Source organism: Flavobacterium sp. GSA192 (assembly GCF_006386525.1).
GTDB lineage: Bacteria > Bacteroidota > Bacteroidia > Flavobacteriales > Flavobacteriaceae > Flavobacterium > Flavobacterium commune.
In genome coordinates, this window is sequence record NZ_VAHC01000001.1 from 52337 (window position 1) to 77253 (window position 24917).

Sequence of the window (24917 nt, forward strand, 5' to 3'; positions counted from 1 at the left end):
GCCTTAGTTGTTTAGAAAATAACTAAGGCTTTTTTGTGTATTTTTATCAAAAATAATTGTAAAGTAAAGTTCAAATAATTAACTCCTGTTTAAGAAATTAGGTTTTACTTTTGTAAGATAAAAAATGACTATTTAACCAATTGAAAATAAATCGAATTTAAAATGAAAGATCAAATCAAGAAATTTTTAAACGAGGAACAAGATCCTAAAGCTATTGAAAAAATCACTTCAAAGCTGAATGATTTATTAATGAAAAACGAAGAAATAGGATATATAGGCGTTCAAAAAAAACCGGCACTTACGGTTTTTCCGGATAGTATTGTTTTAACCAATAAAAGAATCATTATTTGTCAGCCTAAAAATTTAGGGCTTTCAATGGATTTTGTCGATTATACCTGGGATCAGATAGAAGGTACTTTTGTAAAAGAAAACATTCTGGGTTCAGAGTTTTCTTTTTCGACTAAAACTGATATGACGGTTTCCATAGATTATATTCCGAAAATTCAGGCCAGAAAAATTTATACTTTTGCCAAAGAACAATTGGATCTTTTAAAAGCCGGTTCAGCTCAAAATACTGTGGTTGTTCCGGAGGAAACTGCTGCGGTGGTTGAGGAAATTGAAGAAATCGAAACCGAAGAAGTGACTAACTACGCCGAAATTCTGCCTGCTACCCAGCCAGTGTTTACAGCTAATGAGGTTGCTGGTGATAATGAATTAAAAGGCTTGTCTCAGGACGAACTTTTTGCCAAATTGCAGAATTACAAGAAACTCCTCGATAACGGATTGATTCTTCAAGGAGAATACGACGCTTTCAAAAAAGAGATTTTGAGTTTGATGTAAAAAAGGACAGTTTTAAAAGTAAAATCCCGACAAGTTTTTAACTCGTCGGGATTTGTTTTTTTTAGTAAGCACCTAAGTAGAAACTACCAGAAGCAGCTTTTAGTTTAGCTCCTTTTGTGATGGTTTTGTTTTTTGTGTTTACAATATAAATGTTACCATCTTTTCCTGCAGGTGTTAATGGAAGATACACATTGTCGCCAATAAGACCAATATTTTGGAATTGTCCTAAGGTTGTAGATAATGCTGCATCGGTTTCAACTTCGGTAGCCAATTTAACTGCCGTTTTATCATTTAGATTGATAATGGCAACGTATCCGCCTGCTACACTTGTTGTTGTATAAAGAACTACAGCAACTCCATCTTTAACATACCTCCAGGCTTTAATTTGAGCTCCTGTAATTCCTAAAGCAGTATTCAGATTAAAGTGGTAAGACGCATCATAATCATTAGTTGTTTTACTAATGCGTAAGATATCTGCACCGCCAGTTGCAGTAGCCTGATATACATGACCATCAGTACCTACATATTGTGTCATGGTACGGTAACCGTGGTTGTTTGTTTTTGTTAAAGTAGAAGTAATAACTTTAGCATTTCTTAGTAAAGGATAATCTACTACTAAAGTTTTGGTACCATTAATGTTAGCGTTGTCAGCTGGCCATGAAGGTATGCCATTAGCATCTATAGTTGGTGTTTTTGTAGGATCTACTTTGCTTACATTACAACCAATGTATAGTTTGTTTTTAGCAGCATTTAATACAGGAACATCAATACGACTTACGCCATAACCAGCTGCTCTTTCTTCGTCAGTCCAAGGGAAATTAAATATAGCAGTATTAATAATATAGGTGTTATTCAAATCTATTGTTGCAATTTTAACTTCACTATCTCTATTTTTATAATTAAAGTTTGGAGCAGTTCCTTCATAATCTAATATTGCTGAACCTGCATATACACCTACGCCAATTCCCTCGGCAGCTTTTACCCATCGTGGCGATGTTCCTAAAATAGAAGCAGTATTTACCTCAGAACCTACTTCTTCGTATTTTCCTGCTCCCGAAACTTTGTATTTGTTGAATACACCACCATCGGTTCCGGTATATTGGATATTGTATAAAAATTTACCGTCTTCAGAAGCCTGAACACGAGCGGTACGGCTTGATTTTAAAGCAAATCCATTAACGTATTGCTCGCCGTTCATTTTAAAAAGATCTACTTCGTAGTCTGGGTTGGCAGCATTCTCCGGTGTAATGGCATAGGCACGAGTACCTCCGTTTCCTGGAGTTCCAGTTGCGTCTGGAAAAGATCCTGTTAAGGAAATCCAACGTGTACCGTCATCTTCTGAATTGCCTCCTGAATCGTTGTTGTTGTCATCATTGTTACAGCTTCCTAACGTTAGAGCCGCAAAAACAGTACTCAATAGTGCTATTCTAAATAGATTTTTTTTCATGATATTGATTTAATTTGATTATAAAAATTTACTAAAAGTGTAATTCAATTTGAAGTAGATTCCTCTACCGGGTTTTTGTATTTGAAAATTATCATAGACTTCGGCGTTAAACAGATTTTTTATATCTATACTAGCTACTAATTTCTTAGACGGAAAACGGTAACTTGCACCTAAATCATGTACAAATTGGTTTGGAGTTAAAGACCAGTCAGGTTGTCCCCACACTATGTAATATTCACCCACATAGCCCATCGTATAATATGCGTTAAGTATCGATTTCTTTTGAAAAACATCATTAAATCGATATTGACAATTGGCATTAGCTGTAAAAAATGGTTCGTTAGGTATTTGTTGACCAAAAAAGCTATGTGCCTCACCATTATTATCTGTTTCCTGTTTGAACACGTTGTTGAACTTCGAAAAATTTAAAGAAGCGTTCAATCGATTGTTATAGATATAGATAATTTCTGCTTCAAAACCACGTGCTTGTGTTTTGCCGAGATTGACATAACGAGTAGTTTGGATATCAGCATCCTCTTCTTTGAAATCAGGGTCTGTTGCATCGACTACCTGCTGTGTGATTTTATTAAAACCATTGCGCCAGAACGCATTGGCATAAAATGATATTTTGTGTTTGCCAAAATCCAATGCTCCGTAACGAAAACCCAGATTGTAGTTAATGTTTTTTTCTGGATCTAATGTGAGATTGGGTAATATATTAATATCAGGTGATCCAAATAGTTGATTTTCAGTTGGCATAATATAGGAGTTCTCCATCGTACCAATGATGAAAAAATTAGGAATTATATTGTAAGAAACTGTAGCTCCGTAACCAAAATTGTAATCCGTTCTGGTGGAATCTTTTTTTACTATTGAGTTTTCTCCTTCGCTAGAAACGATTTCATATCTTGTTTGATCGCTTCGATTGTGGGTATATTTACCTAAAATATTTGTTCTCACTTTTCTGTTGAAGGTTTCTGCTTCATAATTCATAGAGATAATGTGTTTAGAAACAATACTTTTAGTCGCTAGGTCTCTAGTGCCTGGTTTCAACAAATCTTCATCTTTCCTATCTGTTGATTCGTATTTATGATTCAATGAAATACGATGTCCATGAGTAATCATGTATCCCAAATTAGAACGGGCATTGGTTATTTTTCTATCTGTATTGGTGATAGTTTTTGGCCCTTGTTGTCCTCCTTGAAGTGTATTTAATGGTATATGTATTGTCTCAGTTATTAGTTCTTGCTCACCTTTATCATTCGTTTTATATTGTTCTTCTCCGTTAGCATCAAGAACAGGTATTAAGACAGGCCTGGTTCTTACTTTTCCATCCCAGTTATAAGCAAGTCCTACCGTATCTTGAATGTAGGTACTTCTGTTACTTCGTACTGCATTAATATTTAAAGCCAAATTTTTCAAAAGAAAATCTCTCTTAGTATAATTGAGTAACAGAGCATGAGATTCAGTTTCGTTGAATCGACCTACATAGGGAACAGCCATAGTAATTCCGTGTGGGATTTCGGTGTAATTGCTTGATCCGTTGTATCCAATGAAAAATTGATCAGCCCATTTGGTATCAGTAAAACCAACTTCAAAACGACCACCAATAGATTCATAGTCATTGTTAAAACGTTTTGCTCTATAGGGTCTAATAATTTCTTGACCTTCATTGACATAAGTTGTTGATCTGCCCCATGTTTTATAGCTGTTGTCAGTGTAGGTGTAAAAGCCAGAACCTCTAAAAGAAATCCCTGTTTTTTTGTCACGAAAAGTGGCACTTAAATCCGATTGAAAAGTATTGAACGAACCATAAGAAACTGCTGCAGTAGCATTGTTTTGAGAAACATCTTTCTTTAGTACCACATTTATTGCTCCACCTACATAATCACCTGTTAAGTGTGAAGTTAATATCCCTTTGTAAACTTCAATACGCTCAATCATTGCCGGAGGAATATTGTTGAGGTTGAAAGAAGATCCAAAAGTAGAAACTTCAATACCATCTAAGAAAATTCCAATTGTGCTTCCGGACATACCATTCAGGTTGTATTCTACATTAGAACCTAATCCTCCATTTTGTCTTACGCGAACACCAACGGATCGATCTAATAATTCATTAGTAGTTAAATTTCTTAAGGATGCTTCTTTAGTTTCTATAACATTAACAGCAAAACCAGTAGTTTCTATTTTTTGTTTGCGTGATTTTCCCTGAATATTAACCGTTTTTAAGGTTTCAATCTTGTTTTCTTTTTTTACTTTCTTTTCTGTAACAGGAGCTTTAGTAGGTAGAGTGACTTTTTCGGCTGTTTCATCCTGCTGTGAAAAGGCTGAAATAGTTAGTAAAAGAAACAGCAGATGGAATAGTTTGTTAGTAGTCATTTTGATAGTAATCTATATTTTTTGAAAAATTATTCTTAATTAGATTTATTATAAATAAATTTGTCGCAAAAATACTATCACAGTACAAGAAACAAATAGGGAAAAACGGATTATTACTTTGTAAAAACGGATTATTATTTTGAAACTCATATCTACAATTTTAGGACAGCAGCAACCCCTCATATCGATTGAGGCGGGGGATTGTTACAGTCATAAAAGTCAGTTTGTAGAGGAGAAAATCACTATCAAAAACGATGGAATTGAAGAAATTACAATTCATAATCAAATTACTGAGGGGATTTTAATTCTGGATGCCCAAATGTATTTTTCAAAACCCCAAACTATCCAAACGAAAATTGTTGGGGAATCAATTGTGATGAGTTTTATTTGTTCGAATAATTTAGAAACACATGTGGACCAACTGGAAAGCGAGCCGTTTTCAATTGAGAACACTCATAATATTCTCTATGCCTCTGAGCTAAAAGCTACTTTGCGAATTCCGGCTTTAGAAGAAATAAATTGTGTGACTATTATTTTATCGCCTGACTTTTATTCTAAATTAATTAACGAAGATTGGGCACTGCATAAAAAATTCTCTAAAAACATCAATCAAAAAAAAACAGGGTATTTAACACCTAAATATGCTCCTTTCAATTCGGGAATTCAATGGGTAATTCACGAAATTAAAAATTGCACTTACGAAGGTTCGATGAAAAAAATGTATTTGGAAGCTAAAATCAAAGAATTGTTGATTTTTCAGTTGGATTCTTTAATAGAAAAACCTCAGAATAAAGAACAGTTAGGCGAGGAAGAGAGGAGCAAACTTTTGAAAGCCAAATTAATTTTAGAAAAAAACTTTACGAATGCGCCTTCTCTTTCGGAGCTTTCCAGATTAGTTTCGCTTAACGAATTCAAACTAAAAAAAGGCTTTAAGGCTTGTTTTAAAACCACTATAAAAAGCTACGTTACGCAACTCCGAATGGAGTATGCTAAGGATTTATTCAAAAATGAAGCTTCTAATGTGGGCGAAGTAGCTTATAAATGTGGATATAAAGACGTGTCGCATTTTTCGGCAGCCTTTAAGTTTTTTTATGGCTTTACTCCAGCCAGTTTCAGGAAAATAAATTTGGGTGCTAAAATCTATCTTTTATACTGGGATTTTTTTGATATACTTTATCTAGACTTTCTTTCAATTGATTTCTGTTTTGTTTAAACTTTTTTCTTTTAAGATGTTATCTTATTGTAATTAAAATCTTTCTTAAAGCCTGTATTGATAACAATAGCTTAATTTTTTTCAGGGTTTAACTTAATAGATGGCGCCTAGTTTTGCCACAAATTAATTAAAACAACAACAATGAAAAAAAATTATTTAGTCGTGATGTTTTTTTTACTGGCACTGGCAGGTTATGCTCAAAAAGGAGTTATATCCGGAAAAGTGTTAGATGCCGATGACAAAATGCCGTTACCGGGTGCAATGCTTCAGTTAGAAGGAATGAATAAATATACCATTTCTGACTACAACGGTCGTTATGAGTTTTTAAATGTTCAAGAAGGTTCTTATACCGTTAAGGTAAGTTATATAGGTTATGCAGCTGCATCGGCTAATCTTGTGGTTTCAAAAGGTACAAATGCAGTTCAGAATTTTGTGCTGAAAGTTTCAGGAACACAATTGAACGAAGTAGTTATAGGTGATGTTTTAAAAGGTCAGGCTAAAGCTTTGAGTCAACAAAAACACAATAAAAATATTGGAAACGTAATTTCGTCAGATCAGGTGGGGCGCTTTCCGGATGCGAATGTGGGAGACGCTTTAAAACGTGTTCCGGGTATCACGATGCAAAACGACCAGGGAGAAGCCAGAAACATTATCATTAGAGGTTTAGCGCCATCATTGAACTCTGTTACTTTAAATGGAGACAGAATTCCATCGGCTGAAGGAGACAATAGAAACGTACAAATGGATTTAATTCCATCGGATATGATTTCGACTATCGAAGTCAATAAAACTTTGACATCTGATATGGATGCTGATGCTATTGGAGGTTCGGTGAATTTGATTACCAGAGCTACTCCAAACGGTGAGAGAATTTCGGCTACAGTGGCCGGAGGTTATTTGCCTATTCGCGAAAAAGCATCTTATACAGCCGGTTTGGTTTATGGAAATCGTTTTTTGAACGATAAATTCGGAGCGGTTATTAGCGGTTCGTACAATAATGTAGATTATGGTTCGGATAACGTAGAAAACGAATGGACAAAAGATGATTTTGGAAACGAATTTTTACAGGCTTCTGAGGTTAGAAAGTACGATGTACAGCGTATTCGTCGTAGTGCTTCGCTAGCTTTGGATTATAAATTCAATGAAAACAACAGCATTTTTGCGAATGCTATTTACAACTGGAGAGACGATAGAGAGAATCGTTTTAGAACCACTTATGATGATATTGAAGCGATTTATAATGGTGAAGACATCATTGGTTTTGAAGGTCGTGTAAAACGCGAAACCAAAGGTGGAGTGGATAATAATAGAAATAAAAGCAGAAGACTGGAAGACCAACGTGTGCAAAATTATTCATTGCGTGGGGAACATTTAATCAACTCTAAACTGGATTTAGACTGGTCAGCTAATTATGCTAAAGCCAGAGAATACCGTCCGGGTGAGCGTTATATCGAATACCGTCAAGAAGGTTTAGATATGACTCAGGATTTTTCAGAACACAGGTTTCCTTTGGTAACGACATCGGAAGAAGCTTTGGACGAATTAGAATTTGACTCAGTTTCTGAAAATACCGATGATACTTCCGAAAGTGAATTTGGAGCCAAAGTAAATATCCGTGTGCCTTTTACTATTATTCCAACTGAAAAAGGAAGATTTAGAACCGGTCTTAGATTGCGTATGAAAGAGAAAATGAGAAACAATATTTTCTATGCTTACGAACCAATCAATGATGATATGGCTTTGTTATCGGATGTTCCTACCAGTTATTTTGATGGAAAAGGATTCAATCCGGGAGATAAATTTGTACCGGGAACTTTTGCTTCGGCTCACTTTTTAGGAAATCTGGATTTAAACAATGCTTCATTATTCGATAAAGAAGCTGATCCAGCTGAATTTTTAGCAGTAAATTACAATGCGAAAGAAAATATCTATGCTGCTTATGTAAGATGGGATCAGGATTTTAATGATAAATTATCGATGGTGTTAGGTTTCCGTTCCGAAACTACTCATATCAACTACACCGGAAATCGTGTACTGGACGAAGAAGAATTAGAAGGAGAAATCAACACAAAGAATACCTACACTAATCTTTTGCCAAGTATCACATTGCAATACAACGCTACTAAAAATTTGATTTTAAGAGCAGCAGCAACAACGGCTTTGGCAAGACCTGATTATTATGCCTTGGCTCCATATGTGAACAACATTGCTTCGGATATGGAAATTACAGCAGGAAATCCGGATTTGGATGTTACCTATTCTTACAACTATGATTTCATGGCCGAGAATTATTTCAAATCGGTTGGTTTGATTTCAGGAGGTGTTTTCTACAAAAGATTAAATGATTTTATCTACAATTACAGCGATAACCAATATACAACGGATAAGTTTGCAACTGATTTCCCAAATCAAAATAACCCAATCCCAACAGGTGAAAACTGGTCATTTGTACAATCAAGAAACGGAAAAAGTGTTGATGTGTACGGATTTGAGGTAGCTTTACAACGTCAGTTGGATTTCTTCGAAAGTAAATTTTTAAAAGGATTCGGAGTGTATTTGAACTATACTTATACCAAATCAGAAGCAAAAGGAATTTCGGATGAAGATGGAAACGAAAGAAAAAATATCAGTCTTCCGGGAACTGCACCGCACATGTTCAACGGTTCATTGTCATGGGAAAACAAACGTTTCTCGGCTAGAGTTTCTACCAATTTTGCCGCTGACTATTTAGACGAATTAGGAGCTGATAGCTACCAGGATAGTTATTATGACAAACAATTTTTCCTGGATGCCAATGCTGCTTTCAAAATCACGCCACACATTCGTCTTTTTGCAGAAGCCAATAATTTAACTAATCAACCGTTGCGTTATTACCAAGGTGTTGCAGCCAATACCAAACAAGTAGAATACTATCAGGCACGTTTTAACTTTGGTTTAAAATTTGACTTTTAGTTCCACAGAAAAATATAATTAATTTAATATTACTGTCCGCTAAGCGGACTAAATAAAAAAATAGGCCACAGACCTGTCTGCCGACAGGCAGGTGACACTGATTGAACAGATAAAAACCGATTTTTCATAGCTCTTTGTAAATCACAATCTGTGATAATCCGTTAAAATCAGTTTAATTTGTGTCCCATTCTCAATAATTGGTATAAGAAAATATGAAAACAAAATATATAGCAATTGCACTTTTAGGATTGACAGCGGCGTCTTGCGGGAGCAAACTGGCAGCTGTTAGAAAAGATGCTTTGAAACCGGCAATAGTGACACAAGCATTATCACATGATACCGATGATCCTTCGATTTGGATACACCCAACAGATGCTACCAAAAGCATCATTATTGGTACAGATAAAGATACTGATGGCGGATTGTACGCCTTTGATTTGAACGGTAAAATCATTGGAAAATCGGAAGTTTTAATGAGACCTAACAATGTGGATATTGCTTACGGATTAATATTAAACGGCAAAAAAACAGATGTTGCCGTAACGACCGAAAGGGAAAATAACAAAATCAGAATTTTTAGTCTTCCTGATTTGAAACCAATTGACAATGGCGGAATTCCTGTTTTTGAAGGCGAAATCCTGCGCGACCCAATGGGAATTGCCTTGTACACACGCCCGAGCGACCAAAAGATTTTTGCTGTGGTAGGAAGAAAAGAAGGGCCTGCAAATGGTTATTTGTGGCAATACGAATTGATCGATGCCGGAAACGGAAAAGCGGGTGCAACGGTGGTACGTAAATTTGGAAACTACAGTGGTAAAAAAGAAATTGAAGCCATTGCCGTGGATAACGAATTAGGGACTATTTTATATTGTGACGAGCAATTTGGAATCAGAAAATATGTAGCTGATCCAGCCGCTAAAAATGATAACGAATTAGCCCTTTTTGGTCAAAAAGACTTTAAAGCCGATAACGAAGGAATTGCTATTTATAAAAAATCAGCAACCGAAGGTTATATCTTGGTTTCTAATCAGCAAGCCAATACGTTTATGGTGTATCCAAGAGAAGGAGCAAATGGAAATCCAAATGAATATCCATTATTGGCCGAAATTCCAACTTCTACCATAGAATGTGATGGCGCCGATGTAACAAGTGTAAACTTAGGAGGTCAATTTAAAAACGGACTTTTTGTTGCCATGAGCAACGGAATGACGTTTCATTACTACAGCTGGGATAGTATTCAGCAATTGATTGATGTAGCTAAAAAGTAAGTTTTTTTTAATACGACCCTATCAGGGTTTTAAACCCTAATAGGGTTCTGGAAATCTTTAAATCGCCTCTTTTAGCAATAAAAGAGGCGATTTTTTTGTCGCTTTTTTGTCATTCAACGCAATTAGGACGGTTTAACAGCTGCTCTATTGGTACTTCGAACCAATAATAGAGGTAGTTTGAACCAATAGCATTAGTGCTTCGAACCAATAATAGAGGTAGTTTGAACCAATAGTATATGTACTTCGAACCAATAGTATATGTACTTCGAACCAATAGACCACCTAGTTAGCACCAATAATAGAGGTACTTAACACCAATAGTATTGGTATTTCGAACCAATAGTATTAGTGTTTAACACTAGTTTTTTAGGAAAATAGAATAGACTGCTAGCATAAAGCAAACAAAAGAGGATATCCGCTTCTATAAAAATCAATAGAAATGGCTTTTAAGCCATTTTAAAATTAAAGTTTTCAATAGGCTTTAGCCGAAATCTAAATACGGATTTGGCTAAAGCCTTTTTTGTTTTGCAAATTATAATCATCTGGCTAAAGCCAGACGCAATTGAAAAAAACTTTATTTTTTGTAAGATTTATTTATAAATTAGCGAAAAATAGAATCTGGAGTTTATCAGACCAATCCACCCAATTTAAGGTAGATAAGTCTGATTTTATCAGACCTATAAACGAGTTACCGCTAATGTTAAGAAAACACCTACATACAATGAAACATATACTGATTGGATTATTGAGTTTTTCTTTTTTGAATTGTTTCTGTCAAACGAACGATTTTGATACTCTTGTTACTAAGTTTAGGGAACGACTAGAATATGATGATTACAAGGTGAATTTACCTGTTATTCATAAAGGAGAAGACTTTAATATAATTCTTTCTGAATCTTCGCTCGAATTTAAAGAGAAAGAAATTGTATTTGAAAACCCTAATCAAAATAATTCATTTCCATTATCATTTTCGGTAATATTCAAAGAAAACATAGTGTCGCTGTTTGAGCCTGGAACTTTTGTATGTCATAAACTATCAGACTTTTCAAGAAACGAGGAACTTGAAAAAGAATTAAATACAAAACGATTTGATTACCACTGGTTAATCAACAATAATTTGTGTGGATTATCAAATGGAAAATATTGGCTCTTTGACTCTACAAGCAATTGGACGAAATTTGAACAAAAATTACCGTTTGAAAAAAAACCAAAACTTTTTGAGAACAAGGAATACCTTGCTTATTGTGATTGTCATGGAGAATGGGGTGGAACAGTTTATTTTTATAACAGGGCAAATGAAAATACATATTTTACCGAGGCCACTTGTGCAAATTCGATAATTGAAACAGATAAAGGCTATAAAGTCTTATCGCATCTAGGACACGGAATGGGCAGTGCTGATTTGAAATTAATTGCTGACCCTTCAAAACTGTCTAATCTAAAAGATTTTGACTCAAAAACTAAAAACATAAATGCTCTTGGATACTCTGATAAATCAGGTCATCCCAAAACTGTTTTTGATTTTTATTGGGTTCAGATTTTTTCAAGCTTTAATTGGAATGGGCAAACAATCTATATGGTTAATTGGCAAGACAGGACATTTCTATCTGAAATTAGAAAAAAGGATATAATAATTGTTGACCCACTCTTTAATTCAGATTTATACACACATGACCCGATTACAACTCAATACGAAAATGGAGTGATTTTAATGAATCTTGATTTTTATGGACTTGGTAGAGAAAGAGAAGTTTCAATGATTATAATTAAAGACAAAGAGATTACAAAAATTGATTGGAATAATAAACACTAGCGGTAACACGCGGTATAAAAAATTGCCGGTATAGTAGGTTATTCAAGGGTTGTAGCCCGCTTCAACTTTTGTGTAACTCGACAGGTAATCGTCCGCAATCGGCAACTTTTCATACCGCCACCGTTGCCAGTAATTTTAAGAAAAACCGTATGTACGAGATAGATTGGAATTTTTTTGATAATGATTTTTTTAAAGATTTGATTAGTGCACTAATCGGAACTGGAACCGCATTGTTGATTTTCTACTTAACATTAAAGGCCGATAGAAAAAAAGCAAATAAAGAAGAAAATGAACAAAATATACGCCGACTTGATTATCTGTCAAATGTAACTACTGCAACTAAAAATCAAGCTGAATCTTTTATAACGAATTTAGAAAAAAGCATTGCAGATTTTGAAACTGATAACTTAAACTTTCACTTATTAACGAAGAACCCAAATTCGAGTTTAAACCGCTTAAGTGAGATTTTAAATAATGAGAACTACTTTTTAGCCTATTTTAAAAAGTACGGAAAAAAGAACCTCAAAAAATATAATAATATCTCACTTCAAGTGGATTTTTTCGTAGAACAGGAAAAACAAATTTGGGAAATGACTCAAATTGCCCAAACTTTTGATTACAACAGAAAACAATCATTTGTACGAACTGTTAACGACTTAATGAATAGAACAGCCGGACTATTACAAATCAACTTATTAGAACCTAAATATCTGACTGAAATTAATCGCATTTTTAAGTACTTTTATGACAATGTTGGAGATATGAGCGATTTAAATTTTCATTACACTTGTTTCATTAGACCAATAATGGAAAATGTATTAATAAAAAATGTCGATAAGCCGATTATTATTGAACTGATTTCGGAATTCAAAAACGTGTCGAACTTATTTAATGAAATTAAAGATCAAAATAAAAATCACAATAAAAGCCAAAAGGAAATTTTAGAGAGATATAATGAAAGTTTAGGTTTTTTCAAAAGAGATGCTGATGAACTTATTGAAGAAAGGACAAAAGAAGGAAAACCGAAAACCGAATAAAAACTACTGGCAACAGCCGTTTTGCGTGATTGGGGTATTATGCTTAATTTAAAGGTGGTTTTGTATTTGGAAAATTTGTGTTTAATGGAAAAACCTCGCATCTTTAATCCCCAACCACGCAAAGCGCCAAGACGTTAGGCGTCAGTTTGGCAAAACGAGGAGAAAAAAATGGTAGATATAGAAAGAAGAAAAAAATTAGCATATCATCTTAGACATTTATCTATAGGATTAATAAGTAATGATGAATTTGAAGACTATATAACAGACGATGTGAGTTTTGGATGGCTTCCTGAGCAATACTACAGATCAAAAGAAGCTAAATTTGATGATGGGATAATCCAACCAATACTTGAATTAAGTTGGTGCTTATATAGTGACTTAGAAGAACATAAACTGAAAAGTAAAAACAAACTTTCAGAAGAACAATTAAAAGAAATAGCTAAATATATTTTGTTTTTAAATTCTGACATTGAATATCAATGGCCTTATTTTGATGCAATAAATCCAACAATTAGGTTTTCATTTAGTGAACATATTTCCAATCTATTATCCTTTGGAAAATATTATAAAAACAAAATGAATGAAAAAGAAAGAGAACTAGTTGAAATGAAAAAAATTGGAGATTTTGATTATTGGCCATTTATAAATAAAGAACAATACGAAGAACAATTGAAACATCGTCCGTTTTTAGCGGATAGAAAACCGAACGCCTAACAGTCACTACAACGGATTTGGGCATTTGGCTTAATGGAAAGTTGGTTTTGTATTTGGGATGATTTGGGGTAAACCAGCTCCGCAAAGTTTGCAACTTTGCGGTAGTGATTATCGGTTTATAACCGATATTTAATGATTTGTTTTAATATCTGTCACAGACAGATTGACACCTCCTCAAAGTCAAAGACTTTCCGGAGCTAAGGTTTTGTGTTTTATAACGTTTTCTTCTGTTTTTCTAAAAAGTTATTGGATTGCAGTTCCAGTAAATGAGTTGCGTTTTTTCGTTGTAAATCATATAATTGTTTATCTTCGGCAATATCCTGATATACCTTGTCGTGCATGGCAGCACTGGTTTTTACGAGTAAACTTCGTTGGTATTTGTCTTGTTCCAATGTAGTTTTTAAAGCCGTTTCTAAATCTTCTAATTTATAATCGTATTCGCCTTTTGGAGATAATAATTTAGCAATAATCGGGGAAGTTTCAATTGCAAGAAACAATAACATGATAAAATAGGAAGGCAGCGAGGGTAATTTACTCAAGGCATTGATTCTCGCCATGAGTCCGTCAAAACCATCAATGATAGGTTGGGTTTCGGTTACTTTTTTGTCTAAATCAGCCTGAAAGATTTTGTTCTGATTTTCTTTTTCGGCAATTTTTGTCAGGTTGTTTTTTCTAATAGTGTCGAGTTCGGCTGAAGCCAAATTATGTTTGGCAATTTTTTCTTTAAAAACGGGACCTTTTCCTATTCTCATAGTGCCTTTGGTTCCTTCGGCTTCGGTAATATAGGTTTCGTATAAGCTATTGACTTCTTTTTCTTTTTGGGTGATTTCATTTTTTAAAGCTACTATTTCAGCCTTGTTTTTATCCAAATCCGATTTGAAATAATTAGCCACTTCTTTTTTGTTATTCAAAGCCATGGCATTTTTTTCTTTCAATAAAACCGTGTTGATTTCTTTTTCGAAAATTTTAATTTCCAAAGGTTTCGAAATAACGATAGCGATGATAATTGCCAGAACAATTCGGGGCGAAGCCTGTAGAAATTCGCTCCTAAAATGCTCTCTTTTTCGAATAGTAGAAACAATAAAACGATCCAGATTAAAAATCAGCAAACTCCAAATCACCCCAAAAGCAATTGCGGGATACAGGCTGTCAAATACGGTAAAAAGCGCATATGCACTGGCTATAAAAGCCATGACAGCGGTGAAGAAAACCGTCGCACCAATACCTACATATTTTGTTTGTTCCCCTTCAGAGCAACCTTCCAAGAGGTTTTTGTCGGCTCCGGAACAGAGGATAAAAAATGATTTTAACATGATTGATTTTTTTAGCTTGTGTATTGATTACAAATTTAACGCCAAAAAACGAATCATAGTGTAAATAATTGATATGTATTTGTTTAGGTTTTTTTAAAATGATAAAAGCTGTTCGTCAGGAACAGCTTTAAGTTTTTCAATCAATATTATAATCTAGGCTAAAGGAGCACCAGCCAGAATTTCATCATTCGCATACGACTCAAATTGTACAAAATTCGCTTTGAATTTTTCGGCTAATTCTACTGCTTTAGTATCGTATAAGTTTGGGTCTTCCCAAGTGTTTCTAGGATTTAAAATTTCGCTGGGAACATCAGGACAGGATTCCGGAATAGCCATTTTAAAAACAGCATGATTGTGATAATTCACATCGTTTAACTGACCGTTTAAAGCAGCAGTAATCATAGCGCGGGTGTATTTTAATTTCATTCGGTTTCCGGTGCCATAAGAACCGCCCGTCCATCCGGTGTTGATTAACCACACTTTTACATCGGCATCTTTCATTTTTTTGCTCAACATTTGGGCATATCTTGTTGGGTGCAACGGCATAAAGGGCGCTCCAAAACAAGCTGAAAAATTAGGCTGAGGTTCATTGATTCCGGCTTCAGTTCCTGCAATTTTTGCGGTATAACCCGAAATAAAATGATAAGCCGCCTGACCCGGAGTTAAGCGGGCAATAGGAGGCAGGATTCCAAATGAATCGGCAGTCAGAAAAAAGATATTTTTTGGATTTGTACCAATAGAACCCGCTTGGATATTATCGATATGATCAATTGGGTAGCTTACGCGAGTATTTGGAGTGATGGAAATATCGGTATAATCAACTTCGTTTGTTCCTTCTTTAAAAACAATATTTTCCAATAATGCGCCTTTTTTAATGGCTCTAAAAATATCAGGTTCATTTTCTACGCTAAGGTTTACTACTTTGGCATAACATCCACCTTCAAAGTTAAAAACGGTATTTTCACTCGTCCAGCCGTGTTCGTCATCTCCAATTAATTTTCGGTTTGGGTCGGCAGAAAGCGTAGTTTTCCCGGTACCGGACAATCCAAAGAAAATAGCGGTTTCTCCATCTTCTCCCACATTGGCGCTACAATGCATCGATAAAGCATTTTTAAAAACAGGTAGTATGAAGTTCAAAGCAGAGAAAATTCCTTTTTTCATTTCGCCTGTATATCCGGTTCCGCCAATAATGATGGCTTTGCGGCTGAAATTTAATATCGCAAAATTTTCATGACGTGTTCCATCGGTTGTAGGATCGGCTAAGAAACTGGGTGCACAAATCAATGTCCAATCGGCAGTAAAATCAGCCAGCTCTTTTTCCTCCGGTCTGAGAAACATATTGTAGCAAAATAAATTTCCCCAGGGAGTTTCGGTAATAACGCGAACATTTAATCGGTAATTTGGATCGGCACATACATGAGCATCTCTGACAAAGATTTCTTTATTCGATAAATAGTTTGTTAGTTTGGTATATAAAGCATCAAATTTTGCCGGTTCAAAGGGAATATTAATGTCTCCCCACCAAACCTCGTTTTCGGTAATACTGTCTTTTACAATAAAGCGATCCTGTGGTGAACGACCTGAAAATTTTCCTGTATTGATGGCTAAGGCTTCAGTAGATGTTTCTGTTCCTTCTCCACGATCTAAGGTCAATTGGTGCAACTCATCCGGACTCAATTGATAGTGTATTTCCGCGTTTTTAATTCCGATATTTTCAAGCGAAAACAAATTGTTGACAATCATAAGGTGACTTATTTAGTAGTTCTTAGGTTTCTATATTAAAGATAAAACATATATTTTAGTTCCCCTTTTGAAAGCTTAATTTTTATCGGACTTTTTTGTGATATTATACAACAATACCGTCCAGGCACTGATTAATAATAGTCCTCCAATAGGCGTTACAAAACCAATTACTCTAAAATCAATAGGAGTAAGGCCATTTGTGGCTAATAAATAGATGGAACCTGAGAATAGCAGTACTCCAAAAAGTACCAGGTTATAAATAATTTTTTTGGTTTTCGAATTTAAAACAGGCAGTAGCCCAATGAATAATAAAAATAAGGCGTGATACATTTGGTAGCGAACTCCCGTTTCAAATGTGGCCAATTGTTCTATACTGAGTACTTTTTTTAAGGCATGAGCGCCAAAAGCCCCTAAAATTATTGCAATCATTCCGAGTAAAGCCGCTGTAGAAATTGTTTTTTTATCCATTTTTGTTCTGTTTAGGTTCTACACAAAAGTATTCGAAATCAAAGGAAACCAAAAGTTTTTTGGAGGATAGTTTGCTGCTTATTGTGCTAAAGTTTTGTGAATTTTTATTCGAGAAGTAGATTGATTTGTTTACCGCAGATTCGCAGATTTTAATAAAAATTGTAATCGTAAATAAATAACCTTCAGAGAAATTAATGCAAATAAGTTGGTTTAAAAATAAATCTGCGAATCTGCGGTTATTTTTATTAGATGCTTAATTAATCATTCTCATTTGTGTTAGCACGAACAATTGCCTATTTTTGAGTTATATTTTTCAGCTATGAGAGAGATTTTAATTATTGGTGCAGGCCGGTCAGCTTCTTCGCTGATTCAGTATCTTTTGGAAAAATCCCAAGAAGAGCAATTGCATCTTGTAATTGCCGATTTGTCTTTGGAATTAGCTCAAAAGAAAACCAATAATCATCCTAATGCCACTCCAATTGCCTTGGATATCTTTAATGAAAAAGAGCGAAGAGCCGCAATTGAAAAAGCCACCATCGTAATCTCGATGTTACCGGCGCATTTGCATATCGAAATTGCCAAAGATTGCCTGAATTTCAGGAAAAATTTGGTCACTGCTTCCTATATCAGTGATGCCATGCAGGCATTGGATGAGGAGGTGAAAAATAATGGACTGATTTTTATGAACGAAATGGGCTTAGATCCCGGAATCGATCACATGAGTGCGATGAAAGTAATTGACGAAATTAGAGAAAAAGGCGGAAAAATGCTTTTGTTTGAGTCTTTCTGTGGCGGACTCGTAGCTCCCGAATCGGATACCAATCTTTGGAATTACAAATTTACCTGGGCACCCCGCAATGTGGTGTTAGCGGGTCAGGGAGGTGTGGCTAAGTTTATTCAGGAAGGGACGTATAAATACATCCCCTATGATTCTTTGTTTCGACGTACCGAATTTCTGGAAATAGAAGGTTACGGCCGATTTGAGGCGTATTCTAATCGGGATTCTTTAAAATACAGAAGCATTTATGGCTTAGATGATATTCTTACTTTATTTCGCGGAACGATTCGTCGTGTTGGTTTTTCCAAAGCCTGGAATATGTTTGTGCAACTCGGCATGACCGATGATTCTTATGTAATGGAAGATTCCGAAAACATGAGCTATCGTCAATTTATCAATTCGTTTTTGCCGTACCACCCAACGGATTCAGTGGAGATAAAAACCCGTTTGATACTCAAAATCGATCAGGACGATATTATGTGGGACAAATTGCTAGAGTTGGATTTGTTCAACGACAAGAAAATCGTCGGACTTAAAAATGCGACTCCAGCCCAGATTTTAGAGAAAATCCTCAATGATAGTTGGAAACTTCAGCCCGATGATAAAGACATGATTGTCATGTATCACAAATTTGGCTACGAAATCGATGGTAAAAAAGTCCAAATGGATTCCCAAATGGTTTGCATAGGACAAGACCAGACTTATACCGCGATGGCAAAAACCGTTGGACTACCTGTTGCCATGGCTACTTTGTTAATCCTCAACGGAAAGATTACAATTACCGGAGTACAACTCCCAATCCGTAAAGAAGTGTATTTGCCTGTTTTGGCAGAATTGGAACAGTATGGCGTTGTTTTTCATTCGCAAATGCTGCCTTATTTGGGGTATAAATACAGTTAGTTTAGTAGAGAAACTTTGACTTTGGATAAACTAAACTTAGATTTTTTCAGTTAGTTTGCTGATTCTATTGTTATAGGTAAACTATAACGTGCTGCTACTGTTTCATTGTTTAGTTTCCCTGGGATCCATTTTTTACATAATTTCAAAACTCTTAAAGCTTCTTCTCCTGTACCATAGCCAAGGTCTCTTAGTATTTTGAAATCGGTAATAGAGCCATCTTTTTGGACTATAAGCGTAAGATAGATGTTTCCTTTTAAAAGAATGTTAGGGGGTGTTTTTGGGATTTTGTAATGTTTTGAAACAAATACGTAAAATTCGTTCATTCCACCAGGGTAAGTTGGTTTTTCTATTAAATCGGAAGTGTTATAAATTTTCGTTTCTTGATTTGTATTATCTGATGCCGTTTCTTGTGCTAATCCCTTTGTGCTAAAAAGAAATAGTGTTGCAAGAAATACTACGTATAAAAAGGTATTTGTTTTTGTACTCATTTGTTTTAATTTGATTTTATCCGTTTTTAACACTCAATTACTTTGAAAGCTCCACAAAATATTTATAAAACAACGGAATGGTTTCGATTCCTTTTAAGTAATTGAAAATCCCAAAATGTTCGTTGGGAGAATGGATGGCATCGCTGTCGAGTCCAAATCCCATCAGGATGGTTTTGCTTTTTAGTTCTTTTTCGAATAAGGATACAATGGGGATGCTTCCGCCTGAACGCACCGGAATGGCAGGAATGCCAAAGGTTTCGGTGTACGCTTTATTAGCAGCCTGGTAACCAATGCTGTTAATAGGGGTTACATATCCCTGACCGCCGTGATGCGGAGTTACTTTTACGGTAACAGCTTTGGGAGCAATCGCGGTGAAATGCTTGGTAAATAATTGGGTGATTTCCTCCCAATCCTGATTCGGAACCAGTCGCATCGAAATTTTGGCGAAAGCCTTAGACGGAATCACGGTTTTGGCTCCCTGACCGGTATAACCTCCCCAAATTCCGTTGACATCCAACGTAGGACGAATGGCGTTTCTTTCATTGGTAACATAGCCTTCTTCGCCATAGACCTCATTTAAATCGAGTGCTTTTTTGTACTCTTCGATATCGAAAGGGGCTTTGGCCATTTCGGCTCTTTCTTTTAGTGATAATTCTTCGACCTTGTCATAAAATCCCGGGATAGTAATGCGATTGTTTTCATCGTGAAGCGAAGCAATCATTTTGCTTAGTATATTGATAGGATTGGCAACAGCTCCACCATACAATCCCGAATGTAAATCGCGGTTAGGGCCTGTAACTTCGACTTCAACATAACTCAAACCGCGTAATCCTGTGGTTATCGATGGTTGCTGATTGGAAATCATTCCGGTGTCGGAAATTAAAATCACATCGTTTTTTAGTTTTGCTGCATTGTTTTCGACAAAGCTTTTTAGGTTCACGCTGCCAACTTCTTCCTCGCCTTCAATCATGAATTTCACGTTGCAAGGCAGGGTTTTGTTTTGAATCATATATTCAAATGCTTTGACATGCATGTACATTTGGCCTTTGTCATCACAAGCACCGCGGGCAAAAATAGCGCCTTCGGGATGAATCGCCGTTTTTTTTATTACGGGTTCAAATGGAGAAGACGTCCAGAGTTCCATTGGGTCTGGCGGTTGTACATCATAATGACCGTAAACCAAAACTGTTGGTAAATTAGGATCGATTATTTTTTCGGCATAAACAATAGGGTAGCCATCGGTTTCGCATATTTCGACTTTATCACAGCCGGCTTTCTCCAAGCTTCGTTTTACCGCTTCGGAGGTGTCAATTACATCCTGGGAATAAGCAGAGTCAGCACTTACAGATGGAATTTTTAATAGTTCAATTAATTCGTTGATAAAACGGTCTTTATTTTGTTGGATGTAATTTGTAATATTTTCCATTGATTATGCTGTGTTTTGATACTTTCAAAAATACAAAAAACAGAATTATAATTTTTTTTAATTTTTTACTTTGAATATTGGAAAGTATCCTTATATTTGCACCCACAATTAAGCGGATATGGCGAAATTGGTAGACGTGCCAGACTTAGGATCTGGTGCCGCAAGGCGTGTAGGTTCGAGTCCTATTATCCGCACTTTTAAAATGCAACTTTCTTATTTTTAGATAGTTGCATTTTTTGTTTTTGAAACCTGCCCAACCGTTGCCCAACGGTGTCATAATTCTATCTTTTTATTTATAATTTCTTCAATGTCTTTTTCATTTACTCCATAAATTTTAAGTAAGTCAAATGTTTTACTGATGTTTAATTTTAGAGTTCTTTTAGCACAATAAACTTTATAATTCAAATTATTAAATTCAATCTCTTCTTTAGTAAAACCTTCTTTCTCTAATCTAAGTAGATGCCAATCTGTATAGTTTAAAGGCATTTTTACACTTCTTAGAATTTTATCGGTTTCGAAGAATGTAGTTTGAATATTTAAAGTCAGTCCTTCAATATCAATTTTGCCTTCAGTAAACTTACAATGTATCTTGGTTTTTTTCTGTGAACTGATAACTTCTAAGAAATAAAATAAATTTATAGTTGCCTTTACTGTATTTGTAGTATCACAATCTAGTATATGTTTTGCTCCTGGAATAACTAACGTTAGTTTTTCATTAGTAATGGTGATTTCTAAAACGGTGGATTTGTTCAGTTTAGAAATTCGCCCTAAAACCCTAGATAGTTCTTTTAAAGTTTTAAGTAATATTGATTTTTTTATTGAGAAACTGGATGAGTTCAAATTGTAGATTTATTTGTGGAAATATTTTATTTAAAATTATTTTGTCTAACCAACTTAATGGATTAATTTTTTGTTGTTTTTTTTAGAGATTGATTTTGAGAGTCATATTTATAATAGATGTTCTCTCTTAAGTCATGAAGATAAATTACACCGGTTTGTGTGTCAATTACAGATAAAACGGTATTTGGAATTGGTTGATAACGCCCTTTTTGACTTATCATATAGCCTACGTAAACAAATGCTGTTAAACTTAAAATAAAAGCAATTACTTTACATGATTTCCATGCTTTTTCCATGATGATTTATTTTTTAAATTATTTGGTATAAGTTTCAACAAGTGTTCCTTCTCCGGTAATAACACTTTTTAAAATTAATTTTGTGGAAGTTAGTTCCGCAATTTGATAGGTGGTTGTGCTACCTGATCCATACCATGAAATTTTTAAAGTTGTATTATTCAATAAATAGGGGCCAGTTTCAATAGTATCCGGATCATAGGTTGTATTAGAAGTTTTATTTTGATAATAGAAATTTGCTATATTATCTGAGGTTAATTCTATTTTATATGAAGAACTAACATTTTCCCCGTCTAGTTTGGCATTGTCAAGTAGCCAAGTGCCTGTTAGTTTTGTTGTGTCAATAGTTGGGGAGGTGGTTTCATTGTCATTATTTGAACAAGAGAAAAGGGTAAATAGTAATAAGACAAATAATAAAATTGTTTTTTTCATAATCATAGGATTTTTAATTAAAATAAATTCTTAACGTGTTTTCCTATAAATGTATAACTATTAAATGAGAACAACAATACCCATTTTTAGTGATTTTTAAAAACCTAAATCAGAAAACATATTAATTTGTTGAAGAGGATATATCCGATCTTGTTTTCGTTTTTTATTGCTTTTTGCGTTCCTGATATTATGTGCTATCTCTTTTATCTGTGTTTCGAAGTCCGACGACGACCAACGTTTTGAAAGAAAACGCCGTTTGATTTGTTCAAATACTTTCGGATCATTTTTATAATAGTGTTTCAGTCCTGTATGGGATAGTAAAACACTATTGTCTTTCTGCATAGAAATATTAATTTTTGTTACCTGACAAACTACACGATTTGACAATATAGTTAAAGGGTCAATTTGCGTAGTATTGATATTTAGTAAATCAATTTTTTTGCTTAATATTTCGGTGGTTTGAAACTGTACTTTGTCGGAACTTCGAGCAGTTAAATTTTTAAGTTGTTTTCTGTGGTAATTAAATAAGTCCTTTTGGTTGTTAGAAAGCAATTCAGTCCAGAAAAGAGGGTTTTTGTAATTGCTTAAACTTTTACTTTGTGAGCGAATTGAATTATCATAGAAAAGTATATTATTGAACTCTTTTAGTAATTCATTTTTGAAGTTATGCAATCCGTATTTTTTTAAATCGTTGAGGTTGTAAATTCCTAAATTATTTAATTTTTCCATTTTGGTATATTTAATCTCAAAACGCATTATTTCAGTTTTAATCTCAAACCCTTTTGATTTGTAATGTAGTGCCTTATTGTAGATTTTTATAATATATTGCGAGTGTTGAGCCTGTTTGTATTTGCCTTCGTCTGAATTATGTTTATATTCAAATGGTAAGGTTTTGTGTAGAAAGCAATAGTTTAGTATTTCGTTTGTTGCTATTGGGGGGATTATGTTAATTCCTATTTCAAGACACTTCAAAATGCAGTTTTCTAGTTGTATCTTAAATTTGTTTTCCAAGTCTTTTAATACCCATAAAAAAGCTTCAAAATTGAAGTCATTGAAATTATGCGCTCCGTTGTTCCAATACTTATGTAAACTGCCTGAAAGTGTAATTGTGCCAGTATCGTATATGATGAACTCTAAACCGTTATAAAATGCGTTTTTAAAGGGTGTAATCTTATTACCGTACCTGTTTACTGTCTTAAGTTCTCCCGTTGATAAATTGATATTATCATAGAAATCCAATAAGGGATTTGCCTCTAAAATAGAGTGAAACTGATCCTTAATAATAATTTTTATGAAGTCTACCAATTGACTATATTTGTAATACGTTTTGATATTGCCTGTTGAAACGAACTTTTGAACAAAGTATAAACGAGAGCCTGAACAACTCTCGTTTTTTTTGTGTTTTCTGTTCGCTGAAAAAATGATTAGTTAGAATTGATTCCTATTCGTTCAAGTAACCTCATCAATAATTTATCTGATATTGGATTACATTGTTTCAATCCTGAAAATAGATGTTGAATAGGGGGTTTGTTACTATAAAGTTCCATAGTCTTAATCGTTTAAAGGTTTAAGACTGGCTTCTATGTCTGAACGGAGAAAGTAAACTCTTGAACCTAATCCAAGAGGTTTAAGTTTTTTTGACTTACACCAATTGTGAACAGTAGAAATATCTACATTGAACATTTTAGCAACTTCGTGGCGTGTTAAATATTCGTTTGGTTGTTTTGGTGTGAAATGTTTTAGAAATTCATCTAATTGATGTTTTACGCCTGCTGTGATTTCGGTTTGTAGTTGCTCGGGCGTGTACTGGATAAATTGAACGGTTGCACTCATAACTTAAATGTTTAATTGTTATGATGCAAATGAATTGAAAGGTGGTACTGTGGGTGAAAAGTGGGTAAAGAAAACTTTACCCTTTTTTTATTGGTTTAAACCTAAGTCATTAAAAAAGTCTGTTAAATCACGGTCTTTTGATTTATATGTCCCGTTCATTAGGTTTCGTGCGTTGTCTTTATCACAGCCAAGAATATAGGCTAGAAGTTGATATTTTTGTAAATCCTGTATATTAAGGATCCTTAGTTTGGAATCTATTTTTAAAATCTTATTGGCAATTGTGTAACGCTCGGAGAGGTTTAATTTTTCTCCCTTTAATAATAGACTTTTGTTTTCTTTTACATTTATATTTTTTTCAGTTTTTAAAAAGTTTTTCAGTTTTGTGTTGTAGAAAATTGATTTAAATCCTTTCTTTTCAGTGTGTTTGAATTTTTCTCTATATTGTTTTAAAGAATGTTTTAGAAATTCTTCTATTTCACTAGTTGTAGCATATTTGCAAGAATTTAAGTATTTTTTTTCTTTCTTGATTTCTTCATAAACTTCGTCATCAGTTAAATTGCATTTTCTGTCAAATTCATCATTTGTTTTTTTGATAATTGTAATTTCATTTTCTATAAAGTCTTTTTCTGATTTGTCAGGGTTTTCAATTAGAAAAGTTATTTTTTTATAATTATATTCTTCTTCAAGTCTTTTAATTATAAATTGTTTGCTTTCTGATGAGTTATTTTGCATTTGCCTGT

General features: G+C 34.4%; 21 protein-coding genes and 1 tRNA gene. 9 read left to right on the forward strand and 13 right to left on the reverse strand.

The window, feature by feature from the left end; genetic code table 11:
- The first annotated feature begins 162 nt into the window (after positions 1–162).
- Positions 163–840 (forward strand): PH domain-containing protein, encoded by a 678-nt coding sequence (locus tag FDM27_RS00225; RefSeq protein ID WP_071184754.1) that lies wholly within the window; start codon positions 163–165, stop codon positions 838–840.
- Positions 841–901: 61 nt separating this feature from the next.
- Here the strand turns inward: FDM27_RS00225 and FDM27_RS00230 are convergent, their stop codons facing one another.
- Together FDM27_RS00230 and FDM27_RS00235 are read right to left on the reverse strand one after the other, a co-directional pair.
- Positions 902–2287, reverse strand: a complete 1386-nt coding sequence (locus FDM27_RS00230) for a hypothetical protein (RefSeq protein WP_140484743.1) — start codon at positions 2285–2287, stop codon at positions 902–904.
- Positions 2288–2305: 18 nt separating this feature from the next.
- Complete coding sequence (locus FDM27_RS00235; RefSeq protein ID WP_140484744.1) at positions 2306–4666, reverse strand: TonB-dependent receptor; 2361 nt, start codon at positions 4664–4666, stop codon at positions 2306–2308.
- Between the two features lie 139 nt (positions 4667–4805).
- Here FDM27_RS00235 and FDM27_RS00240 point away from each other — a divergent pair, with 139 nt between their 5' ends.
- The 6 genes from FDM27_RS00240 (at position 4806) to FDM27_RS00265 (ending at position 13663) form a co-directional block, all read left to right on the forward strand.
- The gene (locus tag FDM27_RS00240) at positions 4806–5879 is read left to right on the forward strand and encodes a helix-turn-helix domain-containing protein (protein ID WP_140484745.1); all 1074 of its coding nucleotides are present in this window, start codon (positions 4806–4808) and stop codon (positions 5877–5879) included.
- A 141-nt stretch (positions 5880–6020) separates the two neighbouring features.
- Positions 6021–8831, forward strand: a complete 2811-nt coding sequence (locus FDM27_RS00245; protein WP_140484746.1) for a TonB-dependent receptor — start codon at positions 6021–6023, stop codon at positions 8829–8831.
- 212 nt (positions 8832–9043) lie between these two features.
- Positions 9044–10099 carry a phytase gene (locus FDM27_RS00250; protein WP_140484747.1) on the forward strand — a complete coding sequence of 352 codons (1056 nt, stop codon included), beginning with the start codon at positions 9044–9046 and terminating at the stop codon, positions 10097–10099.
- A 562-nt stretch (positions 10100–10661) separates the two neighbouring features.
- The gene (locus tag FDM27_RS00255; protein ID WP_140484748.1) at positions 10662–11912 is read left to right on the forward strand and encodes a hypothetical protein; all 1251 of its coding nucleotides are present in this window, start codon (positions 10662–10664) and stop codon (positions 11910–11912) included.
- 233 nt (positions 11913–12145) lie between these two features.
- Positions 12146–12949, forward strand: a complete 804-nt coding sequence (locus FDM27_RS00260) for a hypothetical protein (RefSeq protein ID WP_140484749.1) — start codon at positions 12146–12148, stop codon at positions 12947–12949.
- 168 nt (positions 12950–13117) lie between these two features.
- The gene (locus tag FDM27_RS00265) at positions 13118–13663 is read left to right on the forward strand and encodes a hypothetical protein (protein WP_140484750.1); all 546 of its coding nucleotides are present in this window, start codon (positions 13118–13120) and stop codon (positions 13661–13663) included.
- 212 nt (positions 13664–13875) lie between these two features.
- On the opposite strand, the gene FDM27_RS00270 is transcribed toward FDM27_RS00265, so the two are convergent.
- The 3 genes from FDM27_RS00270 to FDM27_RS00280 all read right to left on the reverse strand — a co-directional run bounded on the left by FDM27_RS00270 (position 13876) and on the right by FDM27_RS00280 (position 17187).
- Complete coding sequence (locus FDM27_RS00270) at positions 13876–14976, reverse strand: DUF4407 domain-containing protein (protein WP_140484751.1); 1101 nt, start codon at positions 14974–14976, stop codon at positions 13876–13878.
- Positions 14977–15129: 153 nt separating this feature from the next.
- The gene (gene pckA, locus FDM27_RS00275) at positions 15130–16719 is read right to left on the reverse strand and encodes a phosphoenolpyruvate carboxykinase (ATP) (RefSeq protein WP_140484752.1); all 1590 of its coding nucleotides are present in this window, start codon (positions 16717–16719) and stop codon (positions 15130–15132) included.
- Positions 16720–16794: 75 nt separating this feature from the next.
- A complete protein-coding gene (locus FDM27_RS00280; protein WP_071184765.1) occupies positions 16795–17187 on the reverse strand; it encodes a DUF423 domain-containing protein in 393 nt (130 codons plus the stop codon).
- Between the two features lie 319 nt (positions 17188–17506).
- On the opposite strand from FDM27_RS00280, the gene FDM27_RS00285 reads away from it, so the two are divergent.
- Complete coding sequence (locus FDM27_RS00285; RefSeq protein WP_140484753.1) at positions 17507–18865, forward strand: saccharopine dehydrogenase family protein; 1359 nt, start codon at positions 17507–17509, stop codon at positions 18863–18865.
- A gap of 50 nt (positions 18866–18915) precedes the next feature.
- Here FDM27_RS00285 and FDM27_RS00290 read toward each other — a convergent pair whose 3' ends face one another.
- Positions 18916–19353 (reverse strand): energy transducer TonB, encoded by a 438-nt coding sequence (locus FDM27_RS00290; RefSeq protein WP_140484754.1) that lies wholly within the window; start codon positions 19351–19353, stop codon positions 18916–18918.
- 37 nt (positions 19354–19390) lie between these two features.
- Positions 19391–20779, reverse strand: a complete 1389-nt coding sequence (locus tag FDM27_RS00295) for a dipeptidase (RefSeq protein ID WP_140484755.1) — start codon at positions 20777–20779, stop codon at positions 19391–19393.
- Between the two features lie 112 nt (positions 20780–20891).
- On the opposite strand from FDM27_RS00295, the gene FDM27_RS00300 reads away from it, so the two are divergent.
- A tRNA-Leu gene (locus FDM27_RS00300) sits at positions 20892–20973 on the forward strand.
- Between the two features lie 79 nt (positions 20974–21052).
- Here the strand turns inward: FDM27_RS00300 and FDM27_RS00305 are convergent.
- From FDM27_RS00305 to FDM27_RS00330, 6 genes are all read right to left on the reverse strand, one after another.
- Entirely contained in the window at positions 21053–21619 is a 567-nt protein-coding gene (locus FDM27_RS00305; protein WP_140484756.1) for a hypothetical protein, read from the reverse strand.
- A gap of 62 nt (positions 21620–21681) precedes the next feature.
- On the reverse strand, positions 21682–21915 hold the full coding sequence (locus FDM27_RS00310; protein WP_140484757.1) for a hypothetical protein: 234 nt from the start codon (positions 21913–21915) through the stop codon (positions 21682–21684).
- Between the two features lie 18 nt (positions 21916–21933).
- Positions 21934–22344, reverse strand: coding sequence for a lipocalin family protein (locus tag FDM27_RS00315; protein WP_181161612.1), 411 nt, complete (start codon positions 22342–22344; stop codon positions 21934–21936).
- A 96-nt stretch (positions 22345–22440) separates the two neighbouring features.
- Positions 22441–23355 carry a hypothetical protein gene (locus FDM27_RS00320; RefSeq protein ID WP_140484759.1) on the reverse strand — a complete coding sequence of 305 codons (915 nt, stop codon included), beginning with the start codon at positions 23353–23355 and terminating at the stop codon, positions 22441–22443.
- A 540-nt stretch (positions 23356–23895) separates the two neighbouring features.
- The gene (locus FDM27_RS00325; protein WP_140484760.1) at positions 23896–24177 is read right to left on the reverse strand and encodes a helix-turn-helix domain-containing protein; all 282 of its coding nucleotides are present in this window, start codon (positions 24175–24177) and stop codon (positions 23896–23898) included.
- Positions 24178–24264: 87 nt separating this feature from the next.
- Positions 24265–24909, reverse strand: coding sequence for a hypothetical protein (locus FDM27_RS00330; RefSeq protein WP_140484761.1), 645 nt, complete (start codon positions 24907–24909; stop codon positions 24265–24267).
- Between the last annotated feature and the right edge of the window lie 8 nt (positions 24910–24917).

Excerpts from the sequence above, each read along its gene's own strand:
- FDM27_RS00225 (WP_071184754.1), top strand. The coding sequence starts at position 163 with ATGAAAGATCAAATCAAGAAATTTTTAAACGAGGAACAAGATCCTAAA.
- FDM27_RS00230 (WP_140484743.1), bottom strand. The coding sequence starts at position 2,287 with ATGAAAAAAAATCTATTTAGAATAGCACTATTGAGTACTGTTTTTGCG.
- FDM27_RS00235 (WP_140484744.1), bottom strand. The coding sequence starts at position 4,666 with ATGACTACTAACAAACTATTCCATCTGCTGTTTCTTTTACTAACTATT.
- FDM27_RS00245 (WP_140484746.1), top strand. The coding sequence starts at position 6,021 with ATGAAAAAAAATTATTTAGTCGTGATGTTTTTTTTACTGGCACTGGCA.
- FDM27_RS00250 (WP_140484747.1), top strand. The coding sequence starts at position 9,044 with ATGAAAACAAAATATATAGCAATTGCACTTTTAGGATTGACAGCGGCG.
- FDM27_RS00265 (WP_140484750.1), top strand. The coding sequence starts at position 13,118 with ATGGTAGATATAGAAAGAAGAAAAAAATTAGCATATCATCTTAGACAT.
- FDM27_RS00270 (WP_140484751.1), bottom strand. The coding sequence starts at position 14,976 with ATGTTAAAATCATTTTTTATCCTCTGTTCCGGAGCCGACAAAAACCTC.
- pckA (WP_140484752.1), bottom strand. The coding sequence starts at position 16,719 with ATGATTGTCAACAATTTGTTTTCGCTTGAAAATATCGGAATTAAAAAC.
- FDM27_RS00280 (WP_071184765.1), bottom strand. The coding sequence starts at position 17,187 with ATGGATAAAAAAACAATTTCTACAGCGGCTTTACTCGGAATGATTGCA.
- FDM27_RS00285 (WP_140484753.1), top strand. The coding sequence starts at position 17,507 with ATGAGAGAGATTTTAATTATTGGTGCAGGCCGGTCAGCTTCTTCGCTG.
- FDM27_RS00290 (WP_140484754.1), bottom strand. The coding sequence starts at position 19,353 with ATGAGTACAAAAACAAATACCTTTTTATACGTAGTATTTCTTGCAACA.
- FDM27_RS00295 (WP_140484755.1), bottom strand. The coding sequence starts at position 20,779 with ATGGAAAATATTACAAATTACATCCAACAAAATAAAGACCGTTTTATC.
- FDM27_RS00310 (WP_140484757.1), bottom strand. The coding sequence starts at position 21,915 with ATGGAAAAAGCATGGAAATCATGTAAAGTAATTGCTTTTATTTTAAGT.
- FDM27_RS00315 (WP_181161612.1), bottom strand. The coding sequence starts at position 22,344 with ATGAAAAAAACAATTTTATTATTTGTCTTATTACTATTTACCCTTTTC.
- FDM27_RS00325 (WP_140484760.1), bottom strand. The coding sequence starts at position 24,177 with ATGAGTGCAACCGTTCAATTTATCCAGTACACGCCCGAGCAACTACAA.
- FDM27_RS00330 (WP_140484761.1), bottom strand. The coding sequence starts at position 24,909 with ATGCAAAATAACTCATCAGAAAGCAAACAATTTATAATTAAAAGACTT.